General features: G+C 65.2%; 19 protein-coding genes. 7 read left to right on the top strand and 12 right to left on the bottom strand.

The genetic code is table 11. The features are described 5' to 3' along the window. The 4 genes from ACLIMP_RS19755 to ACLIMP_RS19740 all read right to left on the bottom strand — a co-directional run bounded on the left by ACLIMP_RS19755 (position 1) and on the right by ACLIMP_RS19740 (position 7,018). Positions 1 to 1,950: a MacB family efflux pump subunit gene (locus ACLIMP_RS19755; RefSeq protein ID WP_443478866.1), complete on the bottom strand. Its 1,950-nt coding sequence runs from the start codon at positions 1,948 to 1,950 to the stop codon at positions 1 to 3. 16 nt (positions 1,951 to 1,966) lie between these two features. After that, a complete protein-coding gene (locus ACLIMP_RS19750) occupies positions 1,967 to 3,160 on the bottom strand; it encodes an efflux RND transporter periplasmic adaptor subunit (RefSeq protein ID WP_443478865.1) in 1,194 nt (397 codons plus the stop codon). Between the two features lie 144 nt (positions 3,161 to 3,304). Further along, positions 3,305 to 4,054: a FadR/GntR family transcriptional regulator gene (locus ACLIMP_RS19745; RefSeq protein WP_443478864.1), complete on the bottom strand. Its 750-nt coding sequence runs from the start codon at positions 4,052 to 4,054 to the stop codon at positions 3,305 to 3,307. 159 nt (positions 4,055 to 4,213) lie between these two features. Beyond that, positions 4,214 to 7,018 (bottom strand): TonB-dependent receptor, encoded by a 2,805-nt coding sequence (locus ACLIMP_RS19740; RefSeq protein ID WP_443478863.1) that lies wholly within the window; start codon positions 7,016 to 7,018, stop codon positions 4,214 to 4,216. Positions 7,019 to 7,212: 194 nt separating this feature from the next. Between ACLIMP_RS19740 and ACLIMP_RS19735 the strand changes: the two genes are divergently transcribed. The 7 genes from ACLIMP_RS19735 (at position 7,213) to ACLIMP_RS19705 (ending at position 16,064) form a co-directional block, all read left to right on the top strand. Then, positions 7,213 to 7,914 carry a response regulator transcription factor gene (locus ACLIMP_RS19735; protein ID WP_292636141.1) on the top strand — a complete coding sequence of 234 codons (702 nt, stop codon included), beginning with the start codon at positions 7,213 to 7,215 and terminating at the stop codon, positions 7,912 to 7,914. Then, a complete protein-coding gene (locus ACLIMP_RS19730; protein WP_443478862.1) occupies positions 7,911 to 9,206 on the top strand; it encodes a HAMP domain-containing sensor histidine kinase in 1,296 nt (431 codons plus the stop codon). Before ACLIMP_RS19735 ends, ACLIMP_RS19730 begins: the two co-directional genes overlap by 4 nt. A 128-nt stretch (positions 9,207 to 9,334) precedes the next feature. Next, positions 9,335 to 10,345: an alpha/beta fold hydrolase gene (locus ACLIMP_RS19725; protein ID WP_443478861.1), complete on the top strand. Its 1,011-nt coding sequence runs from the start codon at positions 9,335 to 9,337 to the stop codon at positions 10,343 to 10,345. A gap of 84 nt (positions 10,346 to 10,429) precedes the next feature. Continuing rightward, positions 10,430 to 11,836 carry a 3-isopropylmalate dehydratase large subunit gene (leuC, locus tag ACLIMP_RS19720; RefSeq protein ID WP_443478860.1) on the top strand — a complete coding sequence of 469 codons (1,407 nt, stop codon included), beginning with the start codon at positions 10,430 to 10,432 and terminating at the stop codon, positions 11,834 to 11,836. Further along, the gene (leuD, locus tag ACLIMP_RS19715) at positions 11,836 to 12,465 is read left to right on the top strand and encodes a 3-isopropylmalate dehydratase small subunit (RefSeq protein ID WP_324699601.1); all 630 of its coding nucleotides are present in this window, start codon (positions 11,836 to 11,838) and stop codon (positions 12,463 to 12,465) included. Before leuC ends, leuD begins: the two co-directional genes overlap by 1 nt. Further along, positions 12,462 to 13,097 carry an isochorismatase family protein gene (locus ACLIMP_RS19710; RefSeq protein WP_443478859.1) on the top strand — a complete coding sequence of 212 codons (636 nt, stop codon included), beginning with the start codon at positions 12,462 to 12,464 and terminating at the stop codon, positions 13,095 to 13,097. Before leuD ends, ACLIMP_RS19710 begins: the two co-directional genes overlap by 4 nt. A 456-nt stretch (positions 13,098 to 13,553) precedes the next feature. Continuing rightward, positions 13,554 to 16,064: a TonB-dependent receptor gene (locus ACLIMP_RS19705; protein WP_443478858.1), complete on the top strand. Its 2,511-nt coding sequence runs from the start codon at positions 13,554 to 13,556 to the stop codon at positions 16,062 to 16,064. A gap of 63 nt (positions 16,065 to 16,127) precedes the next feature. Here the strand turns inward: ACLIMP_RS19705 and ACLIMP_RS19700 are convergent, their stop codons facing one another. The 8 genes from ACLIMP_RS19700 to ACLIMP_RS19665 form a co-directional block, all read right to left on the bottom strand. Next, complete coding sequence (locus ACLIMP_RS19700; protein ID WP_243692609.1) at positions 16,128 to 16,826, bottom strand: TonB family protein; 699 nt, start codon at positions 16,824 to 16,826, stop codon at positions 16,128 to 16,130. Further along, positions 16,819 to 17,418 carry a biliverdin-producing heme oxygenase gene (locus ACLIMP_RS19695; protein ID WP_443478857.1) on the bottom strand — a complete coding sequence of 200 codons (600 nt, stop codon included), beginning with the start codon at positions 17,416 to 17,418 and terminating at the stop codon, positions 16,819 to 16,821. The genes ACLIMP_RS19700 and ACLIMP_RS19695 overlap by 8 nt, the downstream gene beginning before the upstream one ends. A gap of 27 nt (positions 17,419 to 17,445) precedes the next feature. After that, entirely contained in the window at positions 17,446 to 19,005 is a 1,560-nt protein-coding gene (locus ACLIMP_RS19690; RefSeq protein WP_231636244.1) for a surface lipoprotein assembly modifier, read from the bottom strand. 7 nt (positions 19,006 to 19,012) lie between these two features. After that, positions 19,013 to 19,786 (bottom strand): Slam-dependent surface lipoprotein, encoded by a 774-nt coding sequence (locus ACLIMP_RS19685; protein ID WP_165913204.1) that lies wholly within the window; start codon positions 19,784 to 19,786, stop codon positions 19,013 to 19,015. A gap of 114 nt (positions 19,787 to 19,900) precedes the next feature. Continuing rightward, on the bottom strand, positions 19,901 to 22,975 hold the full coding sequence (locus ACLIMP_RS19680) for a TonB-dependent receptor (protein WP_443478856.1): 3,075 nt from the start codon (positions 22,973 to 22,975) through the stop codon (positions 19,901 to 19,903). Positions 22,976 to 23,185: 210 nt separating this feature from the next. After that, complete coding sequence (locus ACLIMP_RS19675; protein WP_443478908.1) at positions 23,186 to 24,151, bottom strand: FecR family protein; 966 nt, start codon at positions 24,149 to 24,151, stop codon at positions 23,186 to 23,188. A 93-nt stretch (positions 24,152 to 24,244) separates the two neighbouring features. Continuing rightward, on the bottom strand, positions 24,245 to 24,784 hold the full coding sequence (locus tag ACLIMP_RS19670; RefSeq protein WP_443478855.1) for a sigma-70 family RNA polymerase sigma factor: 540 nt from the start codon (positions 24,782 to 24,784) through the stop codon (positions 24,245 to 24,247). A gap of 54 nt (positions 24,785 to 24,838) precedes the next feature. Then, positions 24,839 to 25,798 carry a fumarylacetoacetate hydrolase family protein gene (locus tag ACLIMP_RS19665; protein ID WP_443478854.1) on the bottom strand — a complete coding sequence of 320 codons (960 nt, stop codon included), beginning with the start codon at positions 25,796 to 25,798 and terminating at the stop codon, positions 24,839 to 24,841. Positions 25,799 to 25,800: the final 2 nt, after the last annotated feature.

Genomic DNA, 25,800 nt, shown 5'->3' with positions numbered 1-25,800 from the left:
TCAGTCTCTCGAAAGGGCATCGACCGGGTCGAGCCGGGCCGCGCGGCGGGCGGGCAGGAAGCCGAAGATCACGCCGATGAGCGTGGAACAGGCAAAGGCGGCGACGATCGAAGTGACCGAATAGGCCATGCGAAAGTCGATCGGCGTAAAGGAGATCGCAACGCCGACCGCGAGCGACAGGCCCACCCCGATCACGCCGCCGATGAGGCAGACCAGCACCGCCTCGATCAGGAACTGCTGGAGAATGTCCGACTGGCGCGCGCCCACGGCCATGCGCACGCCGATCTCGGCGGTACGCTCGGTCACGGAAACGAGCATGATGTTCATCACCCCGATCCCGCCGACGATCAGCGCGATCACCGCGATGGCGGCGATCAGCAGCGTCATCGTGTTGGTGGCGTTCGTGATGGTCTCGCGGATATTGTCGGAATTGCTGATGAAGAAGTCCGTGGTCCCGTGCCGTTTGGCGAGAAGCTGCGTCACCGCCGATTCCGCCGCCGCCGTGGAAGTATCGTCGTTCACGCGCACGGTGATGCTGGACAGGTAGGTCTGGCCTAGCATCCGGCTCATCGCCGTGGTGTAGGGCACATAGGCGGTCAGGCTGTCGCTGCCGCCGAAGCCCTGCTGCTGGGTGCCGACCACGCCGACGATCCGCGCGGGCACTTTGCCCAGCAGCACGACCTTGCCGAGCGGGTCCTCGACATTGGGGAACAGGGTATCGCGCGAATTCTCGTCGATAACCACGTCCTGCGCCAGTTCGCGCACGCTCTGGGCATCGAACAGGCCGCCGGAGATCAGTTCCAGCCCGCGCACGCGAAAGTAGTCGGCACCGACGCCGCTGACCTGCGCGGTCGCCGCGACATTGCGATAGCGGGCGGTCACGCTGGTCGAGACGCTGGGGGTGACGCTGTCGACGTAAGGCAACTGGCCGAGCGCATCGGCATCGGCATCCTTGAGCGTCTCGATCCTGGCCGACCGCATGTCGCCGAAGCTCTTGCCCGGATAGATCGTCAGCGTGTTGGTGCCCAGGCTGCTGATATCGGAGAGGATTTTCTCCTGCGCGCCGCCGCCCAGCGCCACTACCGAAACCACCGAGGCAATGCCGATGATGATGCCCAGCATCGTCAGGAACGTGCGAAGCTTGTGGGCGGACATCGCCAGCACCGCCATGCGGAAGGCTTCGCGGAAGCGGTCTGCCACCTGCTGGAAGCCGCTGGCGACCGGCGCGGCCTTCTGCACGGCCGGGCGCACCGCGTTTTCGCGGGTGCGGCGGTCATCGATGATCTCGCCGTCGCGGATCTCGATGATCCGGTCCGCGTGCTCGGCCACTTTCATATCGTGCGTGACGATGATGACGGTGTGGCCCTCGGCATGAAGCTCGCCTAGGATGGCCATGACTTCCACGCCGCTGGCGGAATCGAGCGCGCCGGTCGGTTCGTCGGCGAAGATCACCTCGCCGCCGTTCATCAGGGCGCGGGCGATAGAGACACGCTGCTGCTGGCCGCCCGAAAGCTGCCCCGGCCGGTGGTCGGTACGCTCGGCAAGGCCGAGACGGGCGAGTATCTCGCGGGCCCGCCCTGCCCGCTCCCCGCGCGCGCGGCCGGCATAGACGGCGGGCACCTCGACATTGCCGAGGGCCGACAGGTCGGTCAGCAAGTGGTAGCGCTGGAAGATGAAGCCGAAATGCTCCCGGCGCAGCGCGGCCAGTTCGTCGGGCTCGAGGTCTCCGGTGTCCCGCCCGTTGATGCGGTAGGACCCCGAAGTCGGCCGGTCGAGGCAGCCCAGAATGTTCATCAGGGTAGACTTGCCCGAGCCGGACTGGCCGACGATGGCAACCATCTCTCCCGCCTCGATCGACAGGTCGATGTCCTTGAGCGCCGCGAAGACACCGTCGCCCGAGGGATACTCGCGCCGGACGTGCGACAGGGTGATGAGCGGGGTGCTGGTCATCGAACGGGCCGGCGGCTCAGACCGGGGGCGGGCCCATCGGCCCCTGATTGGTCTTGGCCGCGGTGCTGGCCTCGCCCACCACAACGGATTCGCCCTCCTTCAGGCCCGAGAGCACTTCGGCGCTGATATTGTTGTCGATGCCGATGCGCACCTTGCGGGCGGCGATCTTGCCGTCCTCGCCCTTCACGCGGACGGAATATGTGCCGTCCTTGCCCTTGGCGCCGAGCGCGGTCGAAGGGATCATCAGGGCATTGGCGCGCTTGGCCAGAACGATGCTGACCTTGGCGGTCATCAGCGCGCGCAACCTGCCGTCCTCGTTTGGAACCTCGAACAGGGCGTTGTAGTAGATCGCCGAATCCGTGGTGCTGCTGGACGAGGTGGTCGACGAGGAATCCACTTCGTTGACGATCGATTCCGGTGCCGGTTCGATCAGCCGCAGTTTTGCCTCGTAGCGCTTGTCAGGATCGCCCAGGATCGTGAAGTAGACGGGCAGGTCCGGCTTCACGTCGATCACGTCGGCCTCGGAAACTTCGGCCTTCACCGTCATCACGTCCAGCTTGGCGAGGATGACGATGGTGGGAGCCGACTGGTTGGCGTTGACCGTCTGCCCCTGCTTGGTGACGACCGAAACCACCACCCCGTCCATGGGCGCGGTGATCTTGGTGTAGCCAAGCTGGACCTGCGCGGTATCGACGCTAACCCCGGCCGCGCGGATCTGCGCCTGAAAGGCATCGAAGCTGGCCTGCGCCGACTGGAGCTCTGCCCGCGCAGCCTCGAAATCGGCCTGGGAGGTCGCCTCGCCCGCGCCGAGCGCCTGCTGGCGCCGGAACGCCAGTTGCGCCTTGGCGAGCGTGGCTTTCGCTCCGGCAAGCTGGGCCTGCATGTTGGAAAGGTCGGCCCTGGCGGTTTCGAGACTGTTGGTCTGCGTGCGCGGATCGATCAGGCCGATAAGGTCGCCCTGATGCACGACGTCGCCCACCGCGACGTTGAGCTGTTCGAGCCGCCCGGAAACCTGCGCGCCCACGCTGACCAGTTCCTTGGGCTCCAGCGTGCCGGTCGCCTCGACGGTCTGCTCCATCGTGCCGCGCGTCACTTTCGCGGTGGCGACGACGGGTTCGGCCGGTCCCGAGAAGAGCTTCCAGACAAGGAGCAGGGCAAGGGCGGCGGCAACGAGAATGCCCCCGATCACGAGACGGCGCTTGGTCGACATGCCCTGCGGTATGGCGAGGGACGAGGCGGTTGTGGGTAAAGAGTTCGAAAGCGAACTGTAAAGTTATCGCAAGGAAAGGGTTGCGAAGTGTTGCTGGACCGTCATCGCGCCTTGCCGCCGGTCATCCCCGGAAAATGCCCGCCTTCAGAAATGCTTGAGCGCCATTTCCATGTCGGCCAGCGCCAGGTCGATGAGCTTGCGCATGGCACGCCGTGCACGGCCGGGGCTGCGATCGGCGATATGCCGGTGGAGTTCGCGGTGCTCCGGCATCGGGTCGCGCGGATGGACATGGATGTGCTGCTTGACCGCCGTGGTCGAGGCAATTGCCGTGAGGATCGAATTCGACAGCGCCAGCAGCATCTCGTTGTGTGTGGCTTCCATGAGCAGGGCGTGAAACCGCAAGTCTGCAGCGCGGCCTTTTTCGCTTTGGAGCGTGTGATGCTCCATCGTGTCGAGCGCATTGGCCATGTCCAGAAGCTGGCTTTCCTCGCGGCGGAGCGCGGCCATTTCGGCGGCCTGGGGCTCCACCACCCTGCGCAGTTCGAACAGGTCCCTCAGGAACGCATCGCTGGCGCCGCACTGGAGCTGCCAGGCCAGCACGTCGGGATCGATCAGGTTCCAGCGCTTGCGCTCGTTGACCCAGGTTCCCGCCTTGGGGCGGCTCGAGACGAGCCCCTTGGCGGTGAGCATGCGGAACGCCTCGCGCAGGACCGAACGCGAGACGCCCAGCGCATCGGCATGTTCCACTTCGGCCGTGAACAGATGGCCCGTGGGATATTCGCCCGAAACGATCCGCAGCGCGAGGCGACGAGCCACGTCGTGATGCAGCCTTCCGTGCCCCGCAGCCGCAAGGGCGTCAGGCTCGGGCGTGAGCGAAAAGGTCATCTTGTTCATCCGGTCAGGTCCGTTTCAAGCGCGACGCACCCGCGAGATGGAAAGGGGAAGACGCCCGTCCTCCGCGAAAATCGCGAAGGACGGGCACCCTCGGCCACCGGCGACAGAATGGCGGTACGTCGCTGGCTGCCGGAAGGAAGACGAACGGCCAAGTCCGCCCTACTGGAACGTGAAGCGCGCACCGATGGCGAACGTCCGCGCCAGCAGGGTCGTGCCGAGATTGTCGGTGGTGGAGCCGCCGGCATCGGCGAACTTGTAGTAGCTCTGCTGCTTCGACTTGGTGAGGTTGGTGGCGTCGAAAGTCACGCCGATCGCCTTGGTGACGTTCCAGGTCAGCTGGAAGTCGAGGCTCTCCTCGGACTTGTACCAGATGCCGATCGGGTTCGCGAAGAGGCTGGACTCGTTGTTGTGCAGGAAGCCCTTGCGCCAGATGTAGGAGAGGCGCGCGTTGAACGGCCCCCGGTCGTAGGCCAGCGTGGCATTGTACGAGAGCTTCGAGACGTCGAAGAACGCCGACCGCGAATAGCCGGTGATCGTGCCGGCCGAGTCCGTGACCGGGATGGTCTGGCTGGAATCGAGCACCGTAAGGCTGCCCTGGAAGCCGAGCCCGTCCAGCGGCCCGGGCAGGTAGTGCGGGAAGTAGGTCAGCCCCGCTTCGACGCCCTTCAGCACGCCGTTGGATGCGTTCACCGGCTTCGTCACCACGAAATAGTCCGTTGCGCCCGCGACGATGCCGTTGCCGGGGATGTAGGTCATGACCGGCAGGCTGACGACGAGGCCGTCGATCTCGCGGCGGAAAGCGGTCACGGTAATCGCGCTGTCGCGGTCGAAGTACCATTCCAGCGCCACGTCGTAGTTCTTCGAATGCGTGGGCTTCAGGCTTGCATTGCCCGCCGTGCCGCTGCCGTAACCGACGCTGGTGAGATCGCCCGTGAGCGAATAGGTCGGGTTCACGTCGCTGAAGTTCGGGCGGCGCAGCGTCTCGCCATAGTTGAAGCGCAGGCGCAGGCGGTCGGTGATGGCATAACGCGCGGTGAAGCTCGGCAGGAACTTCGCCGAGCCCGAATTGGCGCGGCTGCGGGCATAATCGTTATAGCGGTCGAAGAAGTTGTAGTCGGTCGCCACGTTCACATAGCGCACGCCGCCCTCGATATCGAGCGGACGCCCGAAGACAGAGACCTGCCCATCCGCCAGCAGGTAGGCCGACATGGTGATCTCGTCGATGTCGAAGGTCTTGTTGAGGACCAGCGATTCCGAGGTCGGCAGGCCATAGAGGCTGCGCACATAGTCGGCGTTATTGTAAAGCCAAGCGCCATCGACCGTCACCCAGCTGCGCGGCACGTCGGCCTCGCCGCTCATGAAACCGGAGTTGGTGAAATAGGCGGCTTCGGGCAGCGTGGTCAGACTGGTGCCGAGGCTGGCGGCATCGGCGGTGCGCACGTAGCTCGACGCCTTGCGATCGTCGTAGCGCAGCCCCGCCTTGATGCGGCGGATGAAGCCTTCGTCCCAGGTATAGTAGCCATCGAGCGAGGCCGTGACGGCGCTGCCCTTGTCCTTGTTGGCGTTGTCGTAAAGCTGTGCGACGTTCCAGGCAGAAGGATCGGTGAGCAGGGAATCGTCGTCGAAATGGTACGAGGGCACGCCGCCGCCCGAGTTGAAGTCCACCGAAATCTGGTCGGCCGTGCGATCGGTACGCATGGCGATGAACGAGGTCTTCGCGGTGCTGGTCTGATAGGCGAGGTCGCCGGTGATCTTGCCGCGATCGCCCAGATCCCACTGGCCGTTGAGCGCGTAGACGTAGCTGTCGGTCTTCGACCTCGTATAGTCGCCGCTGTTGAAGCCGTAGACGTCGTCGGTCGTGCGTGACTTGATGATGTTCGTGTCGGGGTAGAGCTCGAAGGCGCCCGGATTACTCCAGTAATCGACATAACTGAACATCATGTCGCTGTAGAGCGAGCTGCGATAGCCGGTGTAGAACACCTCGGCGGTGTAGACCGAACTGCTGTTGGGGGCCCACTGGAGCGCCGCGTTGAACGAGGGACGCTTGCGCTTGCCGTACTGGTCGGTGGAGAACACCGCATCGCGCGAAAGGTAGTAAGGCACCTCCACGCCGTCGTAGTTGATCGTCGAACCGGGTGTGGTCGGCAGGCCTTCGTTGAGGCCGGGCGTCCAGCCCGAGAAGATGCGTTCGAGCGGGGAGAGGCCGGAGCCTTCCGTCGGGTTCTCGGTGGCGAAGGGCACCAGCGCGCCGGCAGTGACGGTCTCGTTGCGATACTTCGTCTGGCTGTAGCTGCCGTTCACCAGCAGGCCGATCTCGCCGATCGGTGTCTCCCAGCGGTCGGACACGAGCAGCGCCACGTTCGGATTGAAGCTGTCAGAAACCTCGTTGTAGATGCCGCGCACGAGGCCGGAAACCGCCAGGCCATCGAAATCGAACGGACGGCGGGTCTTGACGTCGATCTGTCCGGCCAGCCCGGTTTCGAGCTGATCGGCCGAGCGCGTCTTGTAAACGTCCACCTGCTTCACGAGGTTGGCGGAAATGTCCTGCAGCGCGAAGGACTGCCCGGTTGAGGTGAAGATGTTGCGGCCGTTCATCGTCGTCACCGCGTCGGGAAGCCCGCGAATGGTAACGGTGCCCGCCTCGCCGCCGGCACGGTCGGTGATCTGGATGCCGGTCACGCGCTGGAGCGCTTCTACCACGTTATTGTCCGGCAATTTACCCACGTCCTCGGCCACCACCGAGTCGACGATCTGGATATTCTCCTTGCGCACGTTGAGCGCGCCGACAATCGAGGCCCGCACGCCGGTGACGATGATATCTTCCGCTGTCGGCTGCGAACTGTCGTCGCTGGCGGCATTATCCGCCCCACCCTGGCCTGACCCGGCGTCCTGCGCCTGGGCCATCCCGGCAAGGCCGAGAGCGAGAACGGATGCGGTGCAGAATGCGAATGGCTTGAGCGCCATGAATCAACCCTCCCTGAGGGGCTGGCCGATACCATGCCCCTTCAAACTATACCGGACCTCTATTTGTCCGAGTAATGAGGATATGGCGCGAGGCGGCGCACTTGTGGGTAAAGAGTTCGCAAGCGCATCGTAAAGTTTTCGTAAGGCGCAACGCGAAAGGCTGACATTCGCGGCGGACTGCGCCATCAGGGGGTGTGCAAGAGGAAGCCAAACGCATCCTGCTGATCGACGACGACCTCGAACTGGGCGCCATGCTCGGCGAGTATCTCGAAAGCGAAGGGTTCCGGGTCGAGATCGTGACGGACGGTCTGGACGGCATGCGCCGCGCCCTGTCCGGAGAACACGACGCGGTCGTACTCGACATCATGCTGCCGCGCCTGAACGGGATAGAGGTGCTGCGCCAACTGCGCGAGAACAACGAAGTGCCTGTCATCATGCTTTCGGCGCGCGGCGACGAGGTGGACAAGGTGATCGGGCTCGAACTCGGCGCGGACGATTATGTGGCGAAACCCTGCTACCCGCGCGAACTCGTCGCGCGCCTGCGCGCCAACTTGCGCCGGCACTACCCGGCCGACCGGACGCCGCTGCCGCCCCCGGTCGTCGAGGCAGGCGGGCTCGAAGTGCAGGTGGCCGCCCGCAAGGCGCTATGGCTGGGCAGCGCGGTGGAACTGACCGCATCGGAGTTCAACATCCTGCTCGTGCTGGCCCGTGCGGCCGAGGCGGTTTCGACCAAGGACGAACTCTCGCTGAGGGGGCTGGGCCGCGCGCGCCAGTCCTACGACCGCAGCGTGGACGTCCACGTCAGTAACTTGCGCATCAAGCTGGAGGGCGCCTCGCAGGGTGCGGCCACGATCGAGACGATCCGCGGGGTAGGCTACCGGCTTCAGGTCCGATGATGCGGCGCAGGCTGTTCTGGAAGATCCTGCTGGGCTTCCTGGTGACGTTCCTGCTGATGACGCAGGCGGTATGGCTGCTGTTCGCCCTGCGTGACGACCGCGAGTTTCCCGAATGGCTGATGACGCAGCAGATCGGCCCCGCCGTGCTGGAGGCGGCCACCCAGGCCGTCGCGGCAGGCGGCAGGACGCGGTACGACGAGATGGCCAGCCACCTGCCGCAGGACCAGCGCCGCCGTCTCGACATCTTCGACGCAAGCCAGCCGGTCCCGGCACCTCTCGCGGACGATCCCGAGAATGCCGCGATGGAGCGCGGGGTGACCGACCTGGCCGGAAATCCCTTCGTCGTGCGCTTCCGCTACCACCGGGACAGGCAGCCCTGGCGGCTGAATGTCCCGCCCGAACTTCTCGTCATCGGCGTCATCGCCGGGCTGCTGTTCAGCGCGTTCCTCGCCTGGTATCTGGTGCGCCCGATCGAGCACCTCCGCCGCGGCTTCCAGCGGCTCGCGCGCGGCGAACTGACCGCCCGCGTCTCGCCGGCGATCGGCAGCCGGCGCGACGAAGTGGCGGACCTCGCACGCGAGTTCGACCGCATGGCGCGTCGGCTAGAAAAACTCGTCGAAAGCCGTGAGCGGCTGATGCACGATGTCTCGCACGAGTTGCGCTCGCCGCTGGCCCGGCTGCAACTCGCCATCGCGCTCGCACGCCAGACCCCCGAGCGGTTCGAAAGTGCGATGGAACGGATGGAGCGCGAGGTCGACAGGCTAGACGGGCTCGTCGGAGAACTGCTGATCCTCGCGAGGGTCGAGAACGAGGAAAATCCGGGCGACGAGTATTTCGATATCGCCGGGATCGCCGAAAGCGTGGTGGCCGATGCACGCTATGAAGCGCAGCCCGGCGGCATCGAAATCTCCTTCGAACCGCCCGCCGCCATGGCGGAGCAACTTCCGCCCGTTCGCGGCAGCTCCGAGCTTCTTCGCCGGGCGATCGACAACATCGTTCGCAATGCCTTGCGCTTTTCGGCGCCGCTCGGACATATCGACGTGTGCTGCACCTACCGGGAGCGGGAGAACCGCTTCCTGATTTCGGTGAGCGACCAGGGGCCCGGCGTTCCTTCGGAACTGGTGGACACGATCTTCGACCCTTTCGTGCGCGGCAGGCCGGACGGGAAGAACCTCGGACTGGGGCTGGCCATCGCGTCGCGGGCCATCGCCGTGCACGGCGGGCTCATCACCGCCCGAAACCTGCCCGAAGGCGGCTTCAGGGTGGAGATCGAGATACCCGCCGCCGTTTGACCCGTGGAGGACGGACTATCCTACAGGCGGACATTTCATCCTCGCACATTCGACAGCGACAGCGGCACCGGCAGAACCGGCGTCTGGAAAGAACAGCGCCCGCGAACAGACGGCCCCGGAGGAACCTCATGACGATAAAGCGAAACATCGACCGCGCTCTGGCGGTGCTCGCCGCCGGGCTGGCCCTGTCGCTGTCGGTTGCGCCCTCCGCCCTCGCCCAGACCGCCGCGCCGGATGCCGCGGCGCAGGCCCATCCATGGCTGACCGTCACGCAGCTTCGCAAGACCTATACGGACAGGCAGAGCCGGTTCTTCACCGTTGGCGGGCTCTCCATCCACTACAAGGACGAAGGCCCGCGCGGTGCGCCCGTCCTGCTGATGGTCCATGGGTCGGAAAGCAGCCTGCGGACCTGGGACCGTATCGCACAAGTGCTCAAGGGCCGATACCGCGTGATCCGCTTCGACCTGCCCGGCTACGGCCTGTCGGACGGCGCGACCGACGAGGCGGCGAAGACCCTCTCACCCACTGACGTCCCCATCGCCCTGCTGGACCGGTTGGGCGTGAAGAAGGTCACTTTCGTGGGCGTTTCCAGCGGCGGCACCATGGGCATGTACCTTGCCGCCAGACGGCCGGACATGGTCGAGCGGCTGATCCTGTCGAATACGCCTTCCGATCCTGTCGATACCAGCCATCTCGTCATGCCGAAGAGCTTTCTCGATGCGCAGGCCCGGGCCAGGCAGACCGGCTTTCGCGACCAGGATTTCTGGAACGAGTTCCTGAGCTATTTCGCCGGCGATGCCTCCCGCATTTCCACTCAGACGCGCAAGGAATACTACGATTTCTACCGCCGCGTGCCCGAAAAGAACCTCATCGCGCTGATCGCCCGCATCGGCGACGGCAAGCAGGCTTCGATAGAAATGGCCAAGGTCGACAAGCCCACGTTCCTGATCTGGGGCGGTGCCGACCCGCTCCTGCCGGAATCGGCGGTCACCGCGATCACGCGCTATCTTTCCCATGCCCAGATTTCCAAGGTCATCATGCCTGACGTGGGCCACTATCCGCCGCTGGAAGTTCCGGACCGCTTTGCCCAGCTGATCGCCGCCTATGTCGAGGCGGGGACGCCTGATCTGGCGCGGTAGCCGGGGCGGGCGCCGAGTGCCCGCTGTTCGGAGACTATGCCGCCCCGCCCTCCTTCCCGTCCGGTTCCGGCCTAGTAAGAGGGCATGACCGCACCGCGCACGCTTTACGAGAAGCTGTGGGACAGCCACGTCGTCGCCGAAATGCCCGGCGACGCCAGCTTGCTCTACATCGATCGCCACATCGTCCACGAAGTTTCCAGTCCGCAGGCCTTCGTCGCCATGCGCGAGAGCGGGCGAAAGCTTCGCCGTCCCGAGACGCACCTCGGCGTAGCCGATCACGCGGTGCCGACCCGGAGCCGCGGCGGCGAAATCGCCGATCCGCAGGCCCGCGCGCAAGTGGCCGAACTGGAGGACAACGTCGCCGAGTTCGGCGTGCCCTACGCGCAGCTCGATGGGCCGGAACAAGGCATCGTCCACGTCATCGGCCCGGAAACCGGCTTCACCCTGCCCGGCACCACCATCGTCTGCGGGGACAGCCACACGACAACCCACGGCGCATTCGGCGCGCTGGCCTTCGGGATCGGCGCAAGCGAGCAAGGCACGGTCATGGCGGCGCAGGCACTGCCGCAGGCCAGGGCCCGCACGATGAAGGTCGAACTGCTCGGCGAACGCCATCCCCTGATAGATGCCAAGGACATCGCCCTGGCCCTGATCGCGAAAATCGGCGCGCACGGCGCGGTCGGCCACGCGGTCGAATATGTGGGGGCGGCAGTGGCGGGCATGGCGATGTCCGAGCGCATGACCTTGTGCAACATGACCATCGAGGCCGGCAGCCGCATGGGGCTGGTCGCGCCTGACGACGTGACTTTCGCCTATCTGGCCGGCCGCCGTCTCGCGCCCGAAGGGAAGATGTGGGATGCGGCCACCGCTTACTGGAGCACGCTCGCCAGCGATCCCGGCGCGGTCTACGACAAGGTCGTCACGCTCGACCTGGACCGGCTAGAGCCGCAGGTCAGCTGGGGCACCAGCCCCAACCAGACGCTGCCGATCGGCGCCCTCGTTCCCGATCCTCTGGCAATCACCGACCCCTCGGAGCGCCGCGAGACGGAGAAGGCGCTTGCCTACATGGGCCTCATGGCCGGCCAGCCGCTATCGCAGGTGGTCATCGATCACGTCTTCATCGGCTCCTGCACCAATGGCCGCATCGAGGACTTGCGCGCCGCCGCCCGGATCGCAGCGGGGCGCAAGGTCGCCGCAGGCGTCCGCGCGCTGGTCGTGCCGGGCTCCGCCGCGACCCGCGCGCAGGCCGAGGCCGAAGGGCTGGACCGCGTGTTCCGGGACGCGGGATTCGAGTGGCGGTTTGCAGGCTGTTCGATGTGCGTGGCCATGAACGATGACCGCCTCGCGCCGGGCGAACGCTGTGCCAGCACGTCCAACCGCAACTTCGAGGGACGGCAGGGCCCCGGCGGGCGCACACACCTGATGAGCCCGGCCATGGCCGCCGCCGCCGCCGTCTCCGGCCACCTGGCCGACGTGAGGGACTTCGCCTGATGCCGAACCAGCCTTTCGTCACCGTCTCCGGTCTCGCCGCCGCCATGCGCGAGGAGAATATCGACACCGACATCATCTTCCCCGCCCGCTTCCTGCTCATCACCGCGCGGGCCGGGCTCGGCGAATATGCCTTCCATGACCGCCGATTTGACGCGGACGGCAAGGAAGTGCCAGGCTTCGTGCTCAATTCGGACGGGTTCCGCGATGCGCCGGTGATCGTCGCAGGGGCGAACTTCGGTTCCGGGTCCAGCCGGGAGCAGGCGGTCTGGGCCCTGCTCGGCCGCGGTACCCGTGCGGTGATCTCTTCCAGCTTCGGCGAGATTTTCTATTCGAACTGCCTGCGCAACGGCGTGGTCCCGATCGTGCTGCCCGAAACCGAGGTTTCCGCGCTGATGGATGCAGCGGAGAGCGGCGCCCGGTTCACGGTCGATCTCGATGCGCAGCAACTCGGTGTGGAAGGGCGCCCCGCGCGGGCTTTCGAAGTTCCGCCCGAACGGCGCCTCGCCATGCTGAACGGGTGGGACGAGACCGACCAGATCGTCAACCAGTACGGCGCCGAGATAGACTCTTTCGAACAGCGGCAGCGCCGCACGCAGCCATGGCTGCATCACAAGGAACAGGACGCATGAGCAGCGAGGAAGACCTGCTGGCCAACTACAGGAAGGCCTATGACAACCGCGTCGGCTTCGGATCGCGTCCGGCGCTGATCCTGATAGACTTCTGCCAGGCCTATTTCGAACCGGGTAACGCACTCTATTCCGAAGTCGACGATGCTCTCGAATCGGCCTTGCGCGTGCGCGCGGCCGCCCGGACGGCGGGCGTGCCGGTGGTGCTGACCAATGTCGTCTATCACCCCACCGGGTTCGACGGCGGCCGATTCTACGAGAAAGCCATGCCGCTGAAGAACTTCCTGAAGGGCAGCCCGATGGGCGCCTTCGGACCGGGGCTGGAACCGTTCGATGACGAACTCGTCGTGTCCAAGCAATATCCGAGCGCCTTCTTCGGCACATCGCTCGCCTCGACGTTGACGGCGGCAGGGATCGACAGCGTGATCCTCACCGGCCTCACGACCTCCGGCTGCGTCCGCGCGAGCTGCGTCGATGCGATGAGCCACGGCTTCCGCACCGCCGTCGTTGCCGAGGCCTGCGGCGACCGTCACGCGGCGCCGCACGATGCCAACCTCTTCGACATGAACGCAAAATACGCGGACGTCGTGAGCGAGGCGGAGACGATTGCCTTCCTCGGGGGCCTGAGCCGCTGAATCGGCGCGCCTGAAAAGGCGCATTCCCAGCACGATCACATGCCGAACCCGCCGGGCCCAGCCCGCGCGGGTTCGCAGCGCATGGGCCGGCCGCGAGCGCCGCGCACGCTCATCCGACAGGCGAATACGCACCAGATTCGCCGTCATTCTGACGAGACTCAAGTAAATCTATCACTGACAAAAAAGCAGCGGCCCGCTCGATCGGGACGCAAGACAAAAAGAGGGAAGAAGCAATCATGGCGACAACCCGGACAAATATCGGGACCGCCAAACAACACCCCAAGAACACGTAAAAACAACCAGAATACAATCTGAAGAAAAAATCGGGCGAACATCCGGAGACAAGCGCTGAAGCGCGATCCTGACGCCTTGCAAGAACAAAGTGTTCAAGCAGCAGGGACTCAATTTGAAGCGATGCGCCCTTGCGTGTCCTTTCGATCAGCATTGAGGGAAAACATGACTGGCAATTCTCACACCATCCGTCTCGCTTCCACGCTATCAACCCTGGCGCTCGTCGCCGGTATGACATGGTCGGCACCGGCCATGGCCGAAGCTCCCGAAAACACCAGTGGCGACATCGTCGTCACCGCGCGCAAGACCGGCGAGGACATCCTCAAGGTGCCGGTTACGGTGACGGCGATCACGTCCGAGACGCTCGAAGCCAAGGGCATCGTCTCGATGGTGGATGTCGCCAACTCGACGCCGGGCATCAACATCAACAACAGCTCCTCGGGCCATGCGGATCGCTCGTTCCAGCAGGTCGTGCTGCGCGGCTTCACGCCGTCGACGACGCTGGCGACCACGGTTTCGACCTTCATTGACGGCGTGCCTGTCTCGTCACCCTCGCAGGTCGGCGCGATCAGCAATCCCGAGCGCATCGAAATCCTCAAGGGCCCGCAAAGCGCCTACTTCGGCCGCAACACGTTTGCAGGCGCCATCAACGTCGTGAACAAGGTGCCCGGCAACGACTGGGGCGGCCAGATCCTCGGCATGGTCGGCACGCGCGACAACTGGCGCCTGCAGGGCTCGGTCGAAGGGCCGATCATCGAGGACCTGATTTCCTTCCGCGTGACCGGCGAGAAGTGGTCGAAGAGCGGCTCGTGGAAGAACTATGACGGCAGCACGCTGGGCGACCAGTCCTCCACCGTCGGCACCGCGATGCTGGCGATCACCCCCTCCTCCTCCGTCACCATCAAGCTCTTCGGCATGATGGGCGAGGACAAGGACGGCCCGGCGGCACAGACCCGCCTCAGCGCCTATACCGTCACCGCCCCCAACGGCAGCGTCGTGCTTCAGGGCCAGTCGAACTGCACCCTGACCGGCGATACGCGCGGCGTGCTCGATCCCACCACGGGCCAGCCGATCGGCACCGCAGTCAGCAATCCCTATTTCTGCGGCACGATCCCGACGATCGCGAACCCCGTCACGGCCAACGTCGAGAATACCGACCAGGTGCGCCAGTTCCTGGCCAGCACGCGCGGCCGCGTCGTCTCGCCTGACGATACCGTCTCGGGCTACGGCCTGCTGCGCAAGACCCGCCACGTCCACGGCACCATCGACGTGGACCTGACAGACAACCTTACCGCTTCCGCCCTCGCCGGTTACAACCGCGAGGTCTGGACCACGCTGATCGACCTCGACGGCTACGATACCCGCGCCTTCAGCAACGACTCCTACGATCCGCCCGCGAACTACGGAAAGGGCTACTTCGACTATCCCTACCTGATCGAGCGCAAGATCGAGGACTTCTCGCTCGAAGGGCGCCTGTCCTACACCAAGGGGCCGTTCCGCGGCGTCGCTGGTGTCAGCTACCTCAGCGCCGACCAGATCCAGGGCAACGGCGGCAGCACCGGCTCCCTGCTCACCGCGTCGATGTTCCCCGGCGGTCTCAGCCGCAACAAGACGACCGGCTTCTTCTTCGGCCTGACCTATGACCTGACCGACACCATCTCGGCCAGCGTCGAAGGTCGTTACCAGATCGACAAGTTGCAGGCCTTCGCCACCGCATCGGGGCTCACCGTGGCCTCCAGCGCCTTCATCCCGGCCGGGTTCTACGAAGGCGGTTCGCTGCTGGCCAGCGCCACCTACAAGAACTTCACGCCGCGTGCGATCATCAACTGGCAGATCTCGCCCGACATGATGGTCTACGCTTCGTGGTCGAAGGGCGTGAATCCCGCCCAGTTCAACACCTCTATCCTGTCCAACGCGGCAACCGTGCAGCAGGCCGCGCTTGACGCGGGCGGCCAGCTCTCGATCAAGCCGGAGAAGATCACCAACTACGAACTGGGTCTCAAGGGCAAGGCGCTGGGCGGCAACCTGCGCTACAGCCTGGCGGCCTACTACGCCCAGTGGCGCGACCAGATCAACGCGGTGACCATCGTCGCGCCCGATTCCACGCAGGCTACCGGGTTCAGCTTCGTCAACACCTCGGCCAACTCGGGCGACGTCGATCTCTACGGTGTCGAGGGCGAGGTTTCCTGGCGGCCGGCCGACTTCATCACCATCGATGCGGCCGGCGCGGTCAACGAAACCGACATCCAGAAGTTCACCAGCACCACCATCAGCGCGCTGACGGGCATCTACGATTTCTCCGGCAAGGAGATGAAGAACACCTCCAAGTATTCGGCCAACGTCGGCGTGACGCTGGGCACCGAGATCGCCGGTTGGGACGAAGGCCGCTGGTTCGTGCGCGGCGACTGGAACTTCAAGTCCGGTCAATGGTCGAACGAGGCCAACCTCGCGAAGACGCCGGACCTGCACCTCTTCAATGTGCGTGCCGGCATCACTCACGGCCAGATCACGGTGGAGGCCTTCGTCAACAACCTGTTCAACAACCACACGCCGATCTCGGTATCGGACAACTTCGTGTTCAACCCGACGTTCAGCTACACCGCGCGCTATTCCGCGCTCATGCTGGGCCTGCCGGAACTGCGCACGGCCGGTATCCAGACCAAGATCACGTTCTGATCGCGGTCTTCATACAACTACGAAGGAAGGGCCGGGCGCGGGGAGCGCCCGGCCCTTCTCTTTTCAGCGCAAGTAGAATTCCACAGGAACCGTCAGTTCCAGCGGGTCAGGCCGGTCTTCGGGAAGACGGGGCAGCGGCTGCGCGCGCCCAAAGGTTTCGAGCGCCGCCTGATCCAGTCCCGAAAAGCCAGAACTGCGCTGGATGACGGCAGCAAGAACCTGCCCGCCGCGCGTAACCTTGAAGCGCACCAGAACGGTCCCCTGCTGCCGCGCCGAGCGGGCGCGCGCCGGATAGCGGCGGAACCGTTCAAGATGCGCAAGAAGCCGGGCTTCCCAGTCCGGCTCGGCCATGTTCGAAAGCCGCGGCGCAGGCGGCGCCTGGATGCTTTTCGGTGCGGTCGTTTCCGGTATCGGCGGGCCGGGATCGACCGGCTCGGCCACTTCCTGCCGCTCCTCCCGAGGCTGGATGGAAACCTTCTGCAGCGTGAATACGGGGGCTTCCTCGGCCTGGACCTCCACCCGTTCCTCCTGCCTCTCGACCTGCTCCGGCCCGGGCGCGACATCGCGGACCGGGTCGGGCGCCGCCAGCGGTACGAGATTGACCGTGAGCGCAGGCGTGGAGGCGGACAGTATCCTCGGCGCCTCCCGCCAGACCACCAGCATGGCCCCGGCAACAGCCAGATGCAGCGCCACGCTCAGCCCGAATGCAGCCGGATTGCGGGCCGGTGCGTAACCTGTCTGGCCTGCCCTTAAATCAGGCACGGGCGAGATGATCCTCGACGAGCCCCCTCACCCGCAGGAATGCCGCTTCCGCTCCGGCGCGCGCGCGGGCCTGCTCTGCCGGGGAAAGCGCCGCCGCGTCCAGTGCGGCAGTAAAGCTGCGCCAGTGCCGGGCGCGGCCCTCGGGATGACCGGCGAGGTGGCGCGCGCCGCTATTCTCGTCCAGACCCAGTGCCGCCGCCGCCTTGAACAGGAACGCCGCCCCCAGGTTTGAGCCTTCCGCAACATAGAGCCAGCCCAGCGCCGTGGGAATGTCCGCGCCTGCGCCGAAGGCCGGCGCCGCACGCGCCTCGGGAACCGCAAGGCCGAGATCGGCAAGATCGAACGCGATCAGCGGCAGTCGGCGGCGGTCGGCAAGATCGGGGAGCAAGGCGGCCAGCGCGGGCTGCTCGTAAAGCGCATCGATATCGCGGTGGAACAGGTACTGAACGGCAACGAAGCGCCCGTAACGCTCACGGTCCGCGAATGGATCGGCAGACATGATGCGCTTGTCCAGTGCCTCGTGAACGCTTTCGGTTTCCACCTTGAGACGCTTCGAGAGCGGAAGGGGAACGGTATCGGTGGTCATGGTCATCGAACTCTCCTTTTTCGGGGATCGGTTTCAGAAGGAGCGGCTAAGCCGGAGGCTGACGGTCGTGCGCCGGTAGGAATAGAGCCAGTCGATATTGCTCTTCACCCGGTTGTGCTGGACCAGCGCCTCGGGCACGAGCCCCGCCAGCCTGAGCGCCGGCACGCGCAGGATTGCGGTATAGACCTGCTCCCGGTCCCGGCGCTTCGCTTCGAAAAGTTCGCTGTAGGCCCGGTAGCGGCGCTCCCTCGCGGAGCCGAGCAGGAGCAGGCTGGCGGCATTGCCGAAGGACTTCGCCACACCGAGGCGCGCACCCAGCTGGCGATAGGCATCGACGGGATCGCCCGCCGATTTGTCGAGCGCATCGGGCCCGCCCAGCAGGGTCCAGCCGTGCGGCAGGGTATACCAGCCGGTGAGGAACAGATCGGCCAGCCCGCCGTCCTGCGTGTCGTAGCCGGCCAGGGCATAGTCGAACCGGCGGTAGTTGCCCTCCAGCTTGAACAGCGCGCGCGGAGAAAGGGTATGCGTCCACTCCGCATTCACGCCCCAGGCCGTGTAGAGGATCGAGGAACCGAAGGTCCCCAGATCGAAGGAGGGCGAGATGGCCACGCCGTCTCGGGCCGTCTGGTAATCGTAGCCGAGCCGCATGATCGCGGTGGTTTGCGAATAGGCGTGATGCTCGGGATAGATGTCCCCGAACAGCATCGCCCTTGCCCGCAGCCCGCCATGCCCGCCGAGCGCGATGCGGCGGCTGAGCGTTCCCTCGATGTTGATCCCGGTGGAGGCGATCGCATCCGGCACCTTGCGATCGATCAGGCAGGTGCCGTCATCGGCGGCGAGGAGGCAGGTATAGCTTGCCGAGGACTGGTTGAGATTGGTGCTGTAGCCCGGCCCAAGCGCCAGGCTGCCCTGCCAGCCCTGCCGCGTCTTCAATGCGGAGAGGAAAGCGTCGATCGAGCGCAGCACTCCTTCGCCTTGCGGCCCGCCTCCGGCCACCTGAAGCCGCGCGGCGCGGAATATGCGGGCGGCCTCCCGGTCCTTGCGGTTCTCGAACAGCGTCCGCGCCAGTTCGAGCTGCCCGGGCAGGAAATCCGGCTTGAGGTCCAGCAGCGCACGGTAATCGCGTTCCGCCTGCGCCAGTTTGCCCTCGCTGCGGGCAAGCGCGCCGAGAGCGTAAAGCTCCAGCATCGGATCGCGATCTTCCAGCTTGCGGTAGGCCGCCAGAAAACGGCGCACGTCGCGCCATTGCTTGCGAGAGACGGAAATGTAGAGCGCCTGCCCGAGGTCGCTGGCATTGTTGCCGACCGCATAGGTCTCGCCGTCGATCACCATTGAAGAGGGCACTTCGTCCAGTGCTTCGGCATCCTCCCGCGCTTCGGCTTCGCGCTGGGCTTGCTGCCGGTCGATCTGCTGGTCCAGGCGCAGGCGCGTGTCCTGCCCGCTTCCGCTCTGTGCCACTGCCGAGGGGGTTCCAAGCGGCATGCCCGCACAGAGCAGCAGCAGGTACTTGCGAAAGGCGGCCATGAGGATCGTGTCTATCCCGTTCGCACGTGGTGGGACCGGACGCACGGCGGCGCCCGATCCCGATTTCACGCTCGGATCAGTTCTTGGTGCCGCCGAAAGCGGTGTTGTACTGGCGGGCCGACGCAAAGTTGACGATCCCGGCCAGCGCATCGGCATTGGTGCCGAAGAAGCTGCCGCTGACGGCGCCGTTCGTGGCGACCGTGGTGGTGCCGCTGGTAGCCGTGGCGGTAGTGCCGGAGAAGGCGCCTCCGCTGATGCCCGCCGTACCGATGTTGACGCCGTAGCTTCCCGATGCATTGCTCAGGCTGCCGGTGAGAATGCCGGTGCCGCCGCCCGTGAACGTCGCGTTGAAGGTGCCGGTCAGGATGCCCTTGTTGGCATAGTCGCTGATGCCCTTGACCGAGTAGCTGGCGGCCCCGCTGTTGGGCACTGCGCTGGTCTGGCCGGTGCCGCCGTAGTAGACGGTGTGATCGCCGGCAGTGGCGCTGCCGGTCTGCGACCATTCGCCGAAGTAGACATCCTGCGTACCGACCTTGGCAAAGTCAAAGCGGCCGTACTTGCTGTGGTCGGTGACGGTGCCGGTGACTTGCGCAACCGAGGTCACGCCGTTGGCATCAGCGGCGGCATAGGCCTGAAGGCCCTGGAAATCGACGTACTGCACGCTGGTCAGGCTCGGCACGTTGATGCCCACGCGTCCGGCCACGTGAGGCCCGCCGCTGACCGTGCTGGCGGCGATCTTCACTTTCGCCGTGTCGCTCGATGCACCGACCACTTGCGCCTGGGCCGTACCGGCCAGCGCGGTCGAAAGGGTGAAGGCGGCAGCAATTGCTTTGAGATAGGCAGACTTCATTCTACTTCTCCTGCAGTTGGTGCGCCCGATCGTTCGGGCGCGTTGATCCAGGATCGTCGCCGGTGCCCTGCTCTGTCAGGATCAAGGGCACCGGCGGCGGTCCTGAAATTCTCCTCAGAACCGGCCGGTCACGCTGAGCTTCACGGTGCGTCCCGGTGCGGGCAGCAACGAACGCGACAGCGGGTCGAGGTAATAGCGGTTGTTGAGGTTGAGGCCGGTCAGCTCGGCGCTGAACCGGTCGTTGATGCGGAACTTCGCGAAGGCATCCAGGGTCACGATCTCTCCCCAGGTGTACGGGATATTGAGCGCGCAGCCGCCGATGCAGTCCGCCTCGTTGGTGAATTCGGCCAGTTGCGGGTTGTCGTAGCCCGCATACCAGGTGAGCCTGCCGCCCAGTTCGAGCCGACGGTCGAGGAAACGGCCGCCCACCGTCCAGTTCACCGTATCCTCGGGCGTGGCCTGGGTGAGCAGGAAACCGGCGATTAAGCCGTACTTCACGCAGTCGGGCACCCGGCCCCGGCTCGGGTCCATGGTCGCCGCCTGGCTCTCGTCGCAAACCTTGTTGGTCGTCATATGGCCGGCGCTCAGATCGGTGAAGAAGCGCCCGTTGTCATACCGCGCCTGAAGCTCGAAACCGGCTATCACCTGCTTGTCGAGATTGCTGAACATCAGGTGGATGTCGCGCTCGATCACGTCGCGGGTGGTGTTGTAATACCATGTCAGCTTGAGATCGGCGTACTGGCCGTCGTTCAGGCCGAACAGCGGGCGCAGGTCCTGTATCCAGGCCGCTTCCCACGAACGGATGCGCTCGGGCTTCAGATCGCGCGAGGGGTTGATCGAGGCTGAAAAGCCGATCGTGCTCTCGAACATGCTGGGGAAGCGATAGGCCTCGGCATAGCGCAGATAGGCCCGGCTGGCGCTGCTGATGTAAGCGGTGGCCGAAAGCGTCGGCGCCCAGCCGCTGCCCGACTTGCGCTTGGCCTGCGTTATCGTGACCAGTTCGTTCTGGGCGCTGACCACACAGCGGCCCGCCACGAAGCCGGCGATGCTGTCGGTCGAACCGTTCAGGCAGAAATTGCCCGCGCGGTGGAAGTTGCCCGAGGCGTCCGGGGTCCAGTCCGGCCCGTCGTGACTGACGACGAAAGTATAGGGATTGGCCGCGTAGCTGGCGATCTCGATCGGCAGGATGATGTCGATCACCGATTGCGGCATGTTCAGCCCGGTCCAATAGGCCCTGCGATAGGCTTCCCACGCGGCGGCGCCGGATTCCTCCGTTTCATAAGTGGTCTTCCACGAGGGCGTGACATACTGCGAGATCGAACCGCCCTGCAGTTCGAGATACTTGGGCAGGAAATCGTCCTTCGCCCAATATCCCGAATAGGTCAGTCCGGCATTGAACTTCAGGAATTGCGCGGGGCGCCATTCGCCCTTGAGGCTGAGGCGATATTCCTCGCGCCGTCCCGCACGCGGCAACTGACGCCAGCCGTTGGCCATCGCCTCCGAATATTCGTCGTCCGAACGCAGCTTCTCGTGCTGCCAGCTTCCCTCCATCAGCAGGTCCAGCGTCGAGGTCAGTTCGAACTGGTTGCTGGCGGTCAGACCATAGCGGTTGTTCCGCGAGTTGGAGAGCGCCGTATTGGTGATGATCGGGTCCGCCTCCGAAGCGGCATTGGGAAAGCCACCCGCGCTGTAGGTATCGCCAACGGTATGGGTCGCCCAGAGATTGGCCTTGAAATCGATCAGGCGGCTATCCGGGTCCCACTTGTACTCCCCGTTCCAGGCCTGTGCATGGACCTTGCTGAGCGGCCACTGGATATTGCCGAAATAGCCGCCTCCGGCGGTCATGATCCGCGATGGCATGATCTCGCCGAACTTCGAGCGACTGTCGCGAAAACCGATCTGGAGAGCCTGATCGTCGGCGATCTTCCAGGTCGCCTTCAGCAGCCACGATTCCAGCTCGCTCGAGGTATTGGGAACCTCGTTGCCGGGTTCGTAATTGAGGCCCAGCTTCCGCACATAAGTATCGGCGTTCAGCGGCAGGTCTTCCTGCTGGTAATAACCGCCCCCCGTCTTGCCCGAAAAGTAATTGCCGCGCTCGCGGTAGGCGTAAGCACCGAACAGTTCGAAGTCTCCCACGCGCCCCGCCACGGCCAGCCGCGCGGCACGATCGCCGAACGAGACGAATTCGTTGTCGTCGCTGCCCTTCAGGTTCACCCGCAACGAAGGGTCCGCATAGGGATAGGTCGGCGAAGCGCCCACACCGGAGCCGACGAAGCCGGGAATATCGCGATAGTCCTGCCCGGTCAGCAGCGTCGGCAGGCGCGGATCGGTGGAGTTGTTGCCGCCTTCCAGCCGCATCTCCACGCCGAAGCTCTGCCCGGGCTGGAGGATATCGCTGGCGTCGAGCGTGTTGATGACCACGGCACCGCCGGTCGATCCGTTGACCCCGCGGGTGGAAACCGGCCCCTTGAGCACCTGCACGCCCGAGATCAGGCTGGGATCGATGTAACTGCGATTGCTGGCGCCGTTGTATCCGCGCCAGACCGTCAGCGCCTGCTCGGTTCCGTCGATCAGCACGGGCACGCGGCCCGGCCCCTGGATGCCGCGAATGCTGGGGTCGAGCGCGCCGCCGTTACGGGCATCGCCGCTGAAGACATTGACCATGCCCTTCAGCACGTCGGCGGTATTCACGCCCTTGTAGCGTTCGACCTCCTCCTTGCCCGCATAAGTCGAAGAGATATCCTGATCGTAGACTGCATCGCGCTGCCGGGTGTCGCGCTCGGCGCCGGTCTCCGCCGCGTTGCTCACGCTGCCTTCGACCCGCAGCGGGCCGAGCTGGACGCTTCCGTCGGATGCGGCAGGCAGTTTCGAGAGGCTGACCACGCTGCCTTCGATGCGATAACCGAGGCCGGTGCCCGCCAGCAGGCGCCCCAGCGCCAGCGCCGGAGCCATGCGGCCGCTCACGCCGCCGGTCGAACGGCCGCGCACATCATCCGCATTGACGCTGACCTGGAGGCCGGACTGCTCTCCGAAATCCGTCAGCGCATCGGCCAGGGACTGCGCCGGAATGCTGAACGCCCGTGCTTCGCCGCTTGTGCTGGCCTGCGCTGCGGCCACAGCGGGAAAAGCCAGCCCTCCTGCGGATACCGACGCCAGAAGCGCTCCCGCCCAGGCACCGCGCCGCCCCATCCCACAAAACTTCACCCCCGCAATCACCGTCAAAATCCCCCATTCGTCAAACGGGCGACTAAATGCTAATGCAAGTCAGTCGCATATCCTAACGACGGGCGAGGCTCAGGAAATTCCGGAAAAAAATGCAGTGAGCGGTAAATTAATTGAAGCCTAAGGGAAACTGCATGGAAAAGCAGCCTTCTCAGTGCCTGCCATCCATCCCCCGGCTCACTCTACCGTGACGATCCGCAGCCATGGCGTAATGTCGCGCACCGCGATGGTGTGGGCTCTTGCAAGCGCCTCCAGCGCTGCATCAGGATGGCGCAGATCGTAAATGCCCGTTACCCGCCGCGTGTCGAGCCCCGGCCCTCGGGCGACGATATAGCCCCTGTACCAGGGACGCAGCGCTTCGAGCACGTCCCTTACCGGTCGATCGTTGACCAGAAGTCGGCCGTTCATCCACGCCGCGATCCGGTCCGGCCGGACCTGGCCGCGCGAAGGGCTTCCGGCCCAGGGCACCGCGATCGATTGTCCGGGGCGCAGCCGGTCTCGCACCCGGCCCTTGGGATAGGAAACCTCCACAAGCCCCCGCCGAACGGAAACCGCCATACCCTGCTCGTTGAACCCTGCCTCGAACGCGGTGCCGAGAACCTTCACCTCCCCGTCTCCGGCCTCCACGCGGAAGGGATGGGCAGGATCGTGGGCCACGTCGAAATAGCCCTTTCCGCGCAGAAGTTTCAGGCGCCGGCCCTCTGCGTCCATCGAGAACGCCATCGCGGCGCCGGGCGCGAGCCAGGCGGTGCTGCCGTCCTGCAAGGCCACCTTGTGAACCTCTCCGGTGCGCGCGATATCCTGCGCCTGCATCCAGACCGGAATGTCGGCCGCCAGAAGCAGCCCAAGGCAGGCTGCTGCCGCGAGCGGCACGAACACACGCCACTTGCCCCGCGCCTTGCGGCGAAGCTTCAGCGGAACGACATTGCCGGCAGGCAGCGCTACGGCATCCACCGGCCTTGCAGCCTCAAGCAGGAGATCGAGATCCCGCGTTTCCGCCCATACCCGGCGATGCTCAGGGCTGGCATCGAGCCACTGCTCGAATTCCGCGCGCAATCCGGCGTCCTCCGGATCGTCATCGAGACGAACCAGCCAGGTCGATGCCATTCGCTCGACCGCGCCCATATCCACTTCGTCATTCATCACGGGTCTTGCCGCATTTCCTGTCGCCAACGAGACTCCACATGATTGAGACGAACGACGCCGCCGGGAATCCGGATAAAAATGCAGGTATCGTCATGGCCGCCGCCGCAAGGCCTTGCGGCAGCGCTCCAGACCATCCACCACGAGTTCCTGCGCCAGGCTCCTGGAAATGCCGAGCCGCTCCGCGATGTCGATCAGGCGCGCGCCCTCGAACCGGTGCATGGTGAACGCCAGCCGCGTCCGCTCCGGCAGGGCGTCCATGGCCGTGCGAATGATCGAAAGCTCATCCATCGCCTCCAGCCGGGTCTGTGCGGAAGGCTCGTCGCTTGCAATCAGTTCGGCCACGCCGCTGTCGTCGCCGCTGAACAGCTTCTGCTCGAAGCTGCGGCGGCGCCGGCCATCGCGCGCAAGGTTACGGGCGATGCGGAACAGGAATCCCCGAGGTTCGCCGATAAGCTGCTTCTTCGCCGCAGCATTGAAACGCAGCCAGGCCTCCTGGACGATGTCTTCCGCCCCGGCCCGGTCCCCAACGATGTTCGCGGTATAACGGACGAGTTCGGAACGCTGCGCCAGGAAGACGCGCAGCAGTTCGCCATCGGACGATGCTCCGTTTTCCCTGTCTGCTCGATCCATGGCCGGGACGGATAGCAGATCACTTATTGCGAACCAATCGCAATTTATGGAAAATCAGATAACGACGACTTCCTGATCGATCGAACCGAACGGCGCGGTGCCGTCCGCGCCGGTTGCCGTCATGCGGATCGTGTCGCCATGCACCATGAACGGCGTAACGGGTCTGCCCTCCCGGATGATCTCGATGGCACGGACTTCGGAAATGCAGCTCGATCCCACTTCTGCGTAGTTCGCATTGGACACCGTACCGGAACCGATCACCGTTCCGGCAACGAGATCGCGCGTCAGCGCGGCATGGGCGATCAGTTCATGAAAGCCGAAATCCATGGCCGAACCGCTCGCGGCGCCGAACCGCTGCCCATTGAGATCTATCTCCAGATCCAGGCAGACACGCCCATCGCGCCACGCATTGCCGAGCGCGGCGGGGGTTACGGCGAACGGCGCCATCGAGCACGGCGGCTTGGCCTGGATCCAGCCGAAGCCGGTCTTCATCTCCACCGGCGCCAGGGTGCGCAGCGACCAGTCGTTGATCTGGACCACCAGCCTGATGTGCTTCAACGCATCCTCGGCGCGGGTGCCCATGGGAACGTGATCGACGATCACGCCGAACTCGCCCTCGAAATCGATGCCGTGGGCAGTGTCTGCAAACGGCACCGCGTCGCTCGGGCCGTAGAAGCGGTCGGAAACACCCTGGTACATCAGCGGCCGGTCGCTATCGACCGGAGGCAGACCGAAAGCGACCTGCATGAGTTCGCCATGCGTGCCGAAGGCCGACCCGTCGAGCCATTGCCACGAACGCGGCAGCGGCGCGCGCAGGCAGGCGGAATCGATCCGTCCGCCCGCTCCGCCCTCAAGCGCCGCGGCAAGCCGAAGGAGATCGGGCTCGGCCGCCGGCCAGTCCTCCATGGCCGAAAGCAGGCTCAACCCGGCCGCCTCCAGATAGCGTGCGCCATCGGCCGAGACGACCGCCAGCGCGCCATCCGGGCGGCCGTTTTCCAGAGTTGCAAGGCGCATGC

The sequence above is a fragment of the Novosphingobium aeonii genome (assembly GCF_052279045.1).
Lineage (GTDB): Bacteria > Pseudomonadota > Alphaproteobacteria > Sphingomonadales > Sphingomonadaceae > Novosphingobium.
This window is presented reverse-complemented; position numbering and strand designations above follow the sequence as displayed.

Excerpts from the sequence above, each read along its gene's own strand:
- ACLIMP_RS19755 (WP_443478866.1), bottom strand. The coding sequence starts at position 1,950 with ATGACCAGCACCCCGCTCATCACCCTGTCGCACGTCCGGCGCGAGTAT.
- ACLIMP_RS19750 (WP_443478865.1), bottom strand. The coding sequence starts at position 3,160 with ATGTCGACCAAGCGCCGTCTCGTGATCGGGGGCATTCTCGTTGCCGCC.
- ACLIMP_RS19745 (WP_443478864.1), bottom strand. The coding sequence starts at position 4,054 with ATGAACAAGATGACCTTTTCGCTCACGCCCGAGCCTGACGCCCTTGCG.
- ACLIMP_RS19740 (WP_443478863.1), bottom strand. The coding sequence starts at position 7,018 with ATGGCGCTCAAGCCATTCGCATTCTGCACCGCATCCGTTCTCGCTCTC.
- ACLIMP_RS19730 (WP_443478862.1), top strand. The coding sequence starts at position 7,911 with ATGATGCGGCGCAGGCTGTTCTGGAAGATCCTGCTGGGCTTCCTGGTG.
- ACLIMP_RS19725 (WP_443478861.1), top strand. The coding sequence starts at position 9,335 with ATGACGATAAAGCGAAACATCGACCGCGCTCTGGCGGTGCTCGCCGCC.
- leuC (WP_443478860.1), top strand. The coding sequence starts at position 10,430 with ATGACCGCACCGCGCACGCTTTACGAGAAGCTGTGGGACAGCCACGTC.
- leuD (WP_324699601.1), top strand. The coding sequence starts at position 11,836 with ATGCCGAACCAGCCTTTCGTCACCGTCTCCGGTCTCGCCGCCGCCATG.
- ACLIMP_RS19710 (WP_443478859.1), top strand. The coding sequence starts at position 12,462 with ATGAGCAGCGAGGAAGACCTGCTGGCCAACTACAGGAAGGCCTATGAC.
- ACLIMP_RS19705 (WP_443478858.1), top strand. The coding sequence starts at position 13,554 with ATGACTGGCAATTCTCACACCATCCGTCTCGCTTCCACGCTATCAACC.
- ACLIMP_RS19695 (WP_443478857.1), bottom strand. The coding sequence starts at position 17,418 with ATGACCATGACCACCGATACCGTTCCCCTTCCGCTCTCGAAGCGTCTC.
- ACLIMP_RS19685 (WP_165913204.1), bottom strand. The coding sequence starts at position 19,786 with ATGAAGTCTGCCTATCTCAAAGCAATTGCTGCCGCCTTCACCCTTTCG.
- ACLIMP_RS19680 (WP_443478856.1), bottom strand. The coding sequence starts at position 22,975 with ATGGGGCGGCGCGGTGCCTGGGCGGGAGCGCTTCTGGCGTCGGTATCC.
- ACLIMP_RS19675 (WP_443478908.1), bottom strand. The coding sequence starts at position 24,151 with ATGAATGACGAAGTGGATATGGGCGCGGTCGAGCGAATGGCATCGACC.
- ACLIMP_RS19670 (WP_443478855.1), bottom strand. The coding sequence starts at position 24,784 with ATGGATCGAGCAGACAGGGAAAACGGAGCATCGTCCGATGGCGAACTG.
- ACLIMP_RS19665 (WP_443478854.1), bottom strand. The coding sequence starts at position 25,798 with ATGCGCCTTGCAACTCTGGAAAACGGCCGCCCGGATGGCGCGCTGGCG.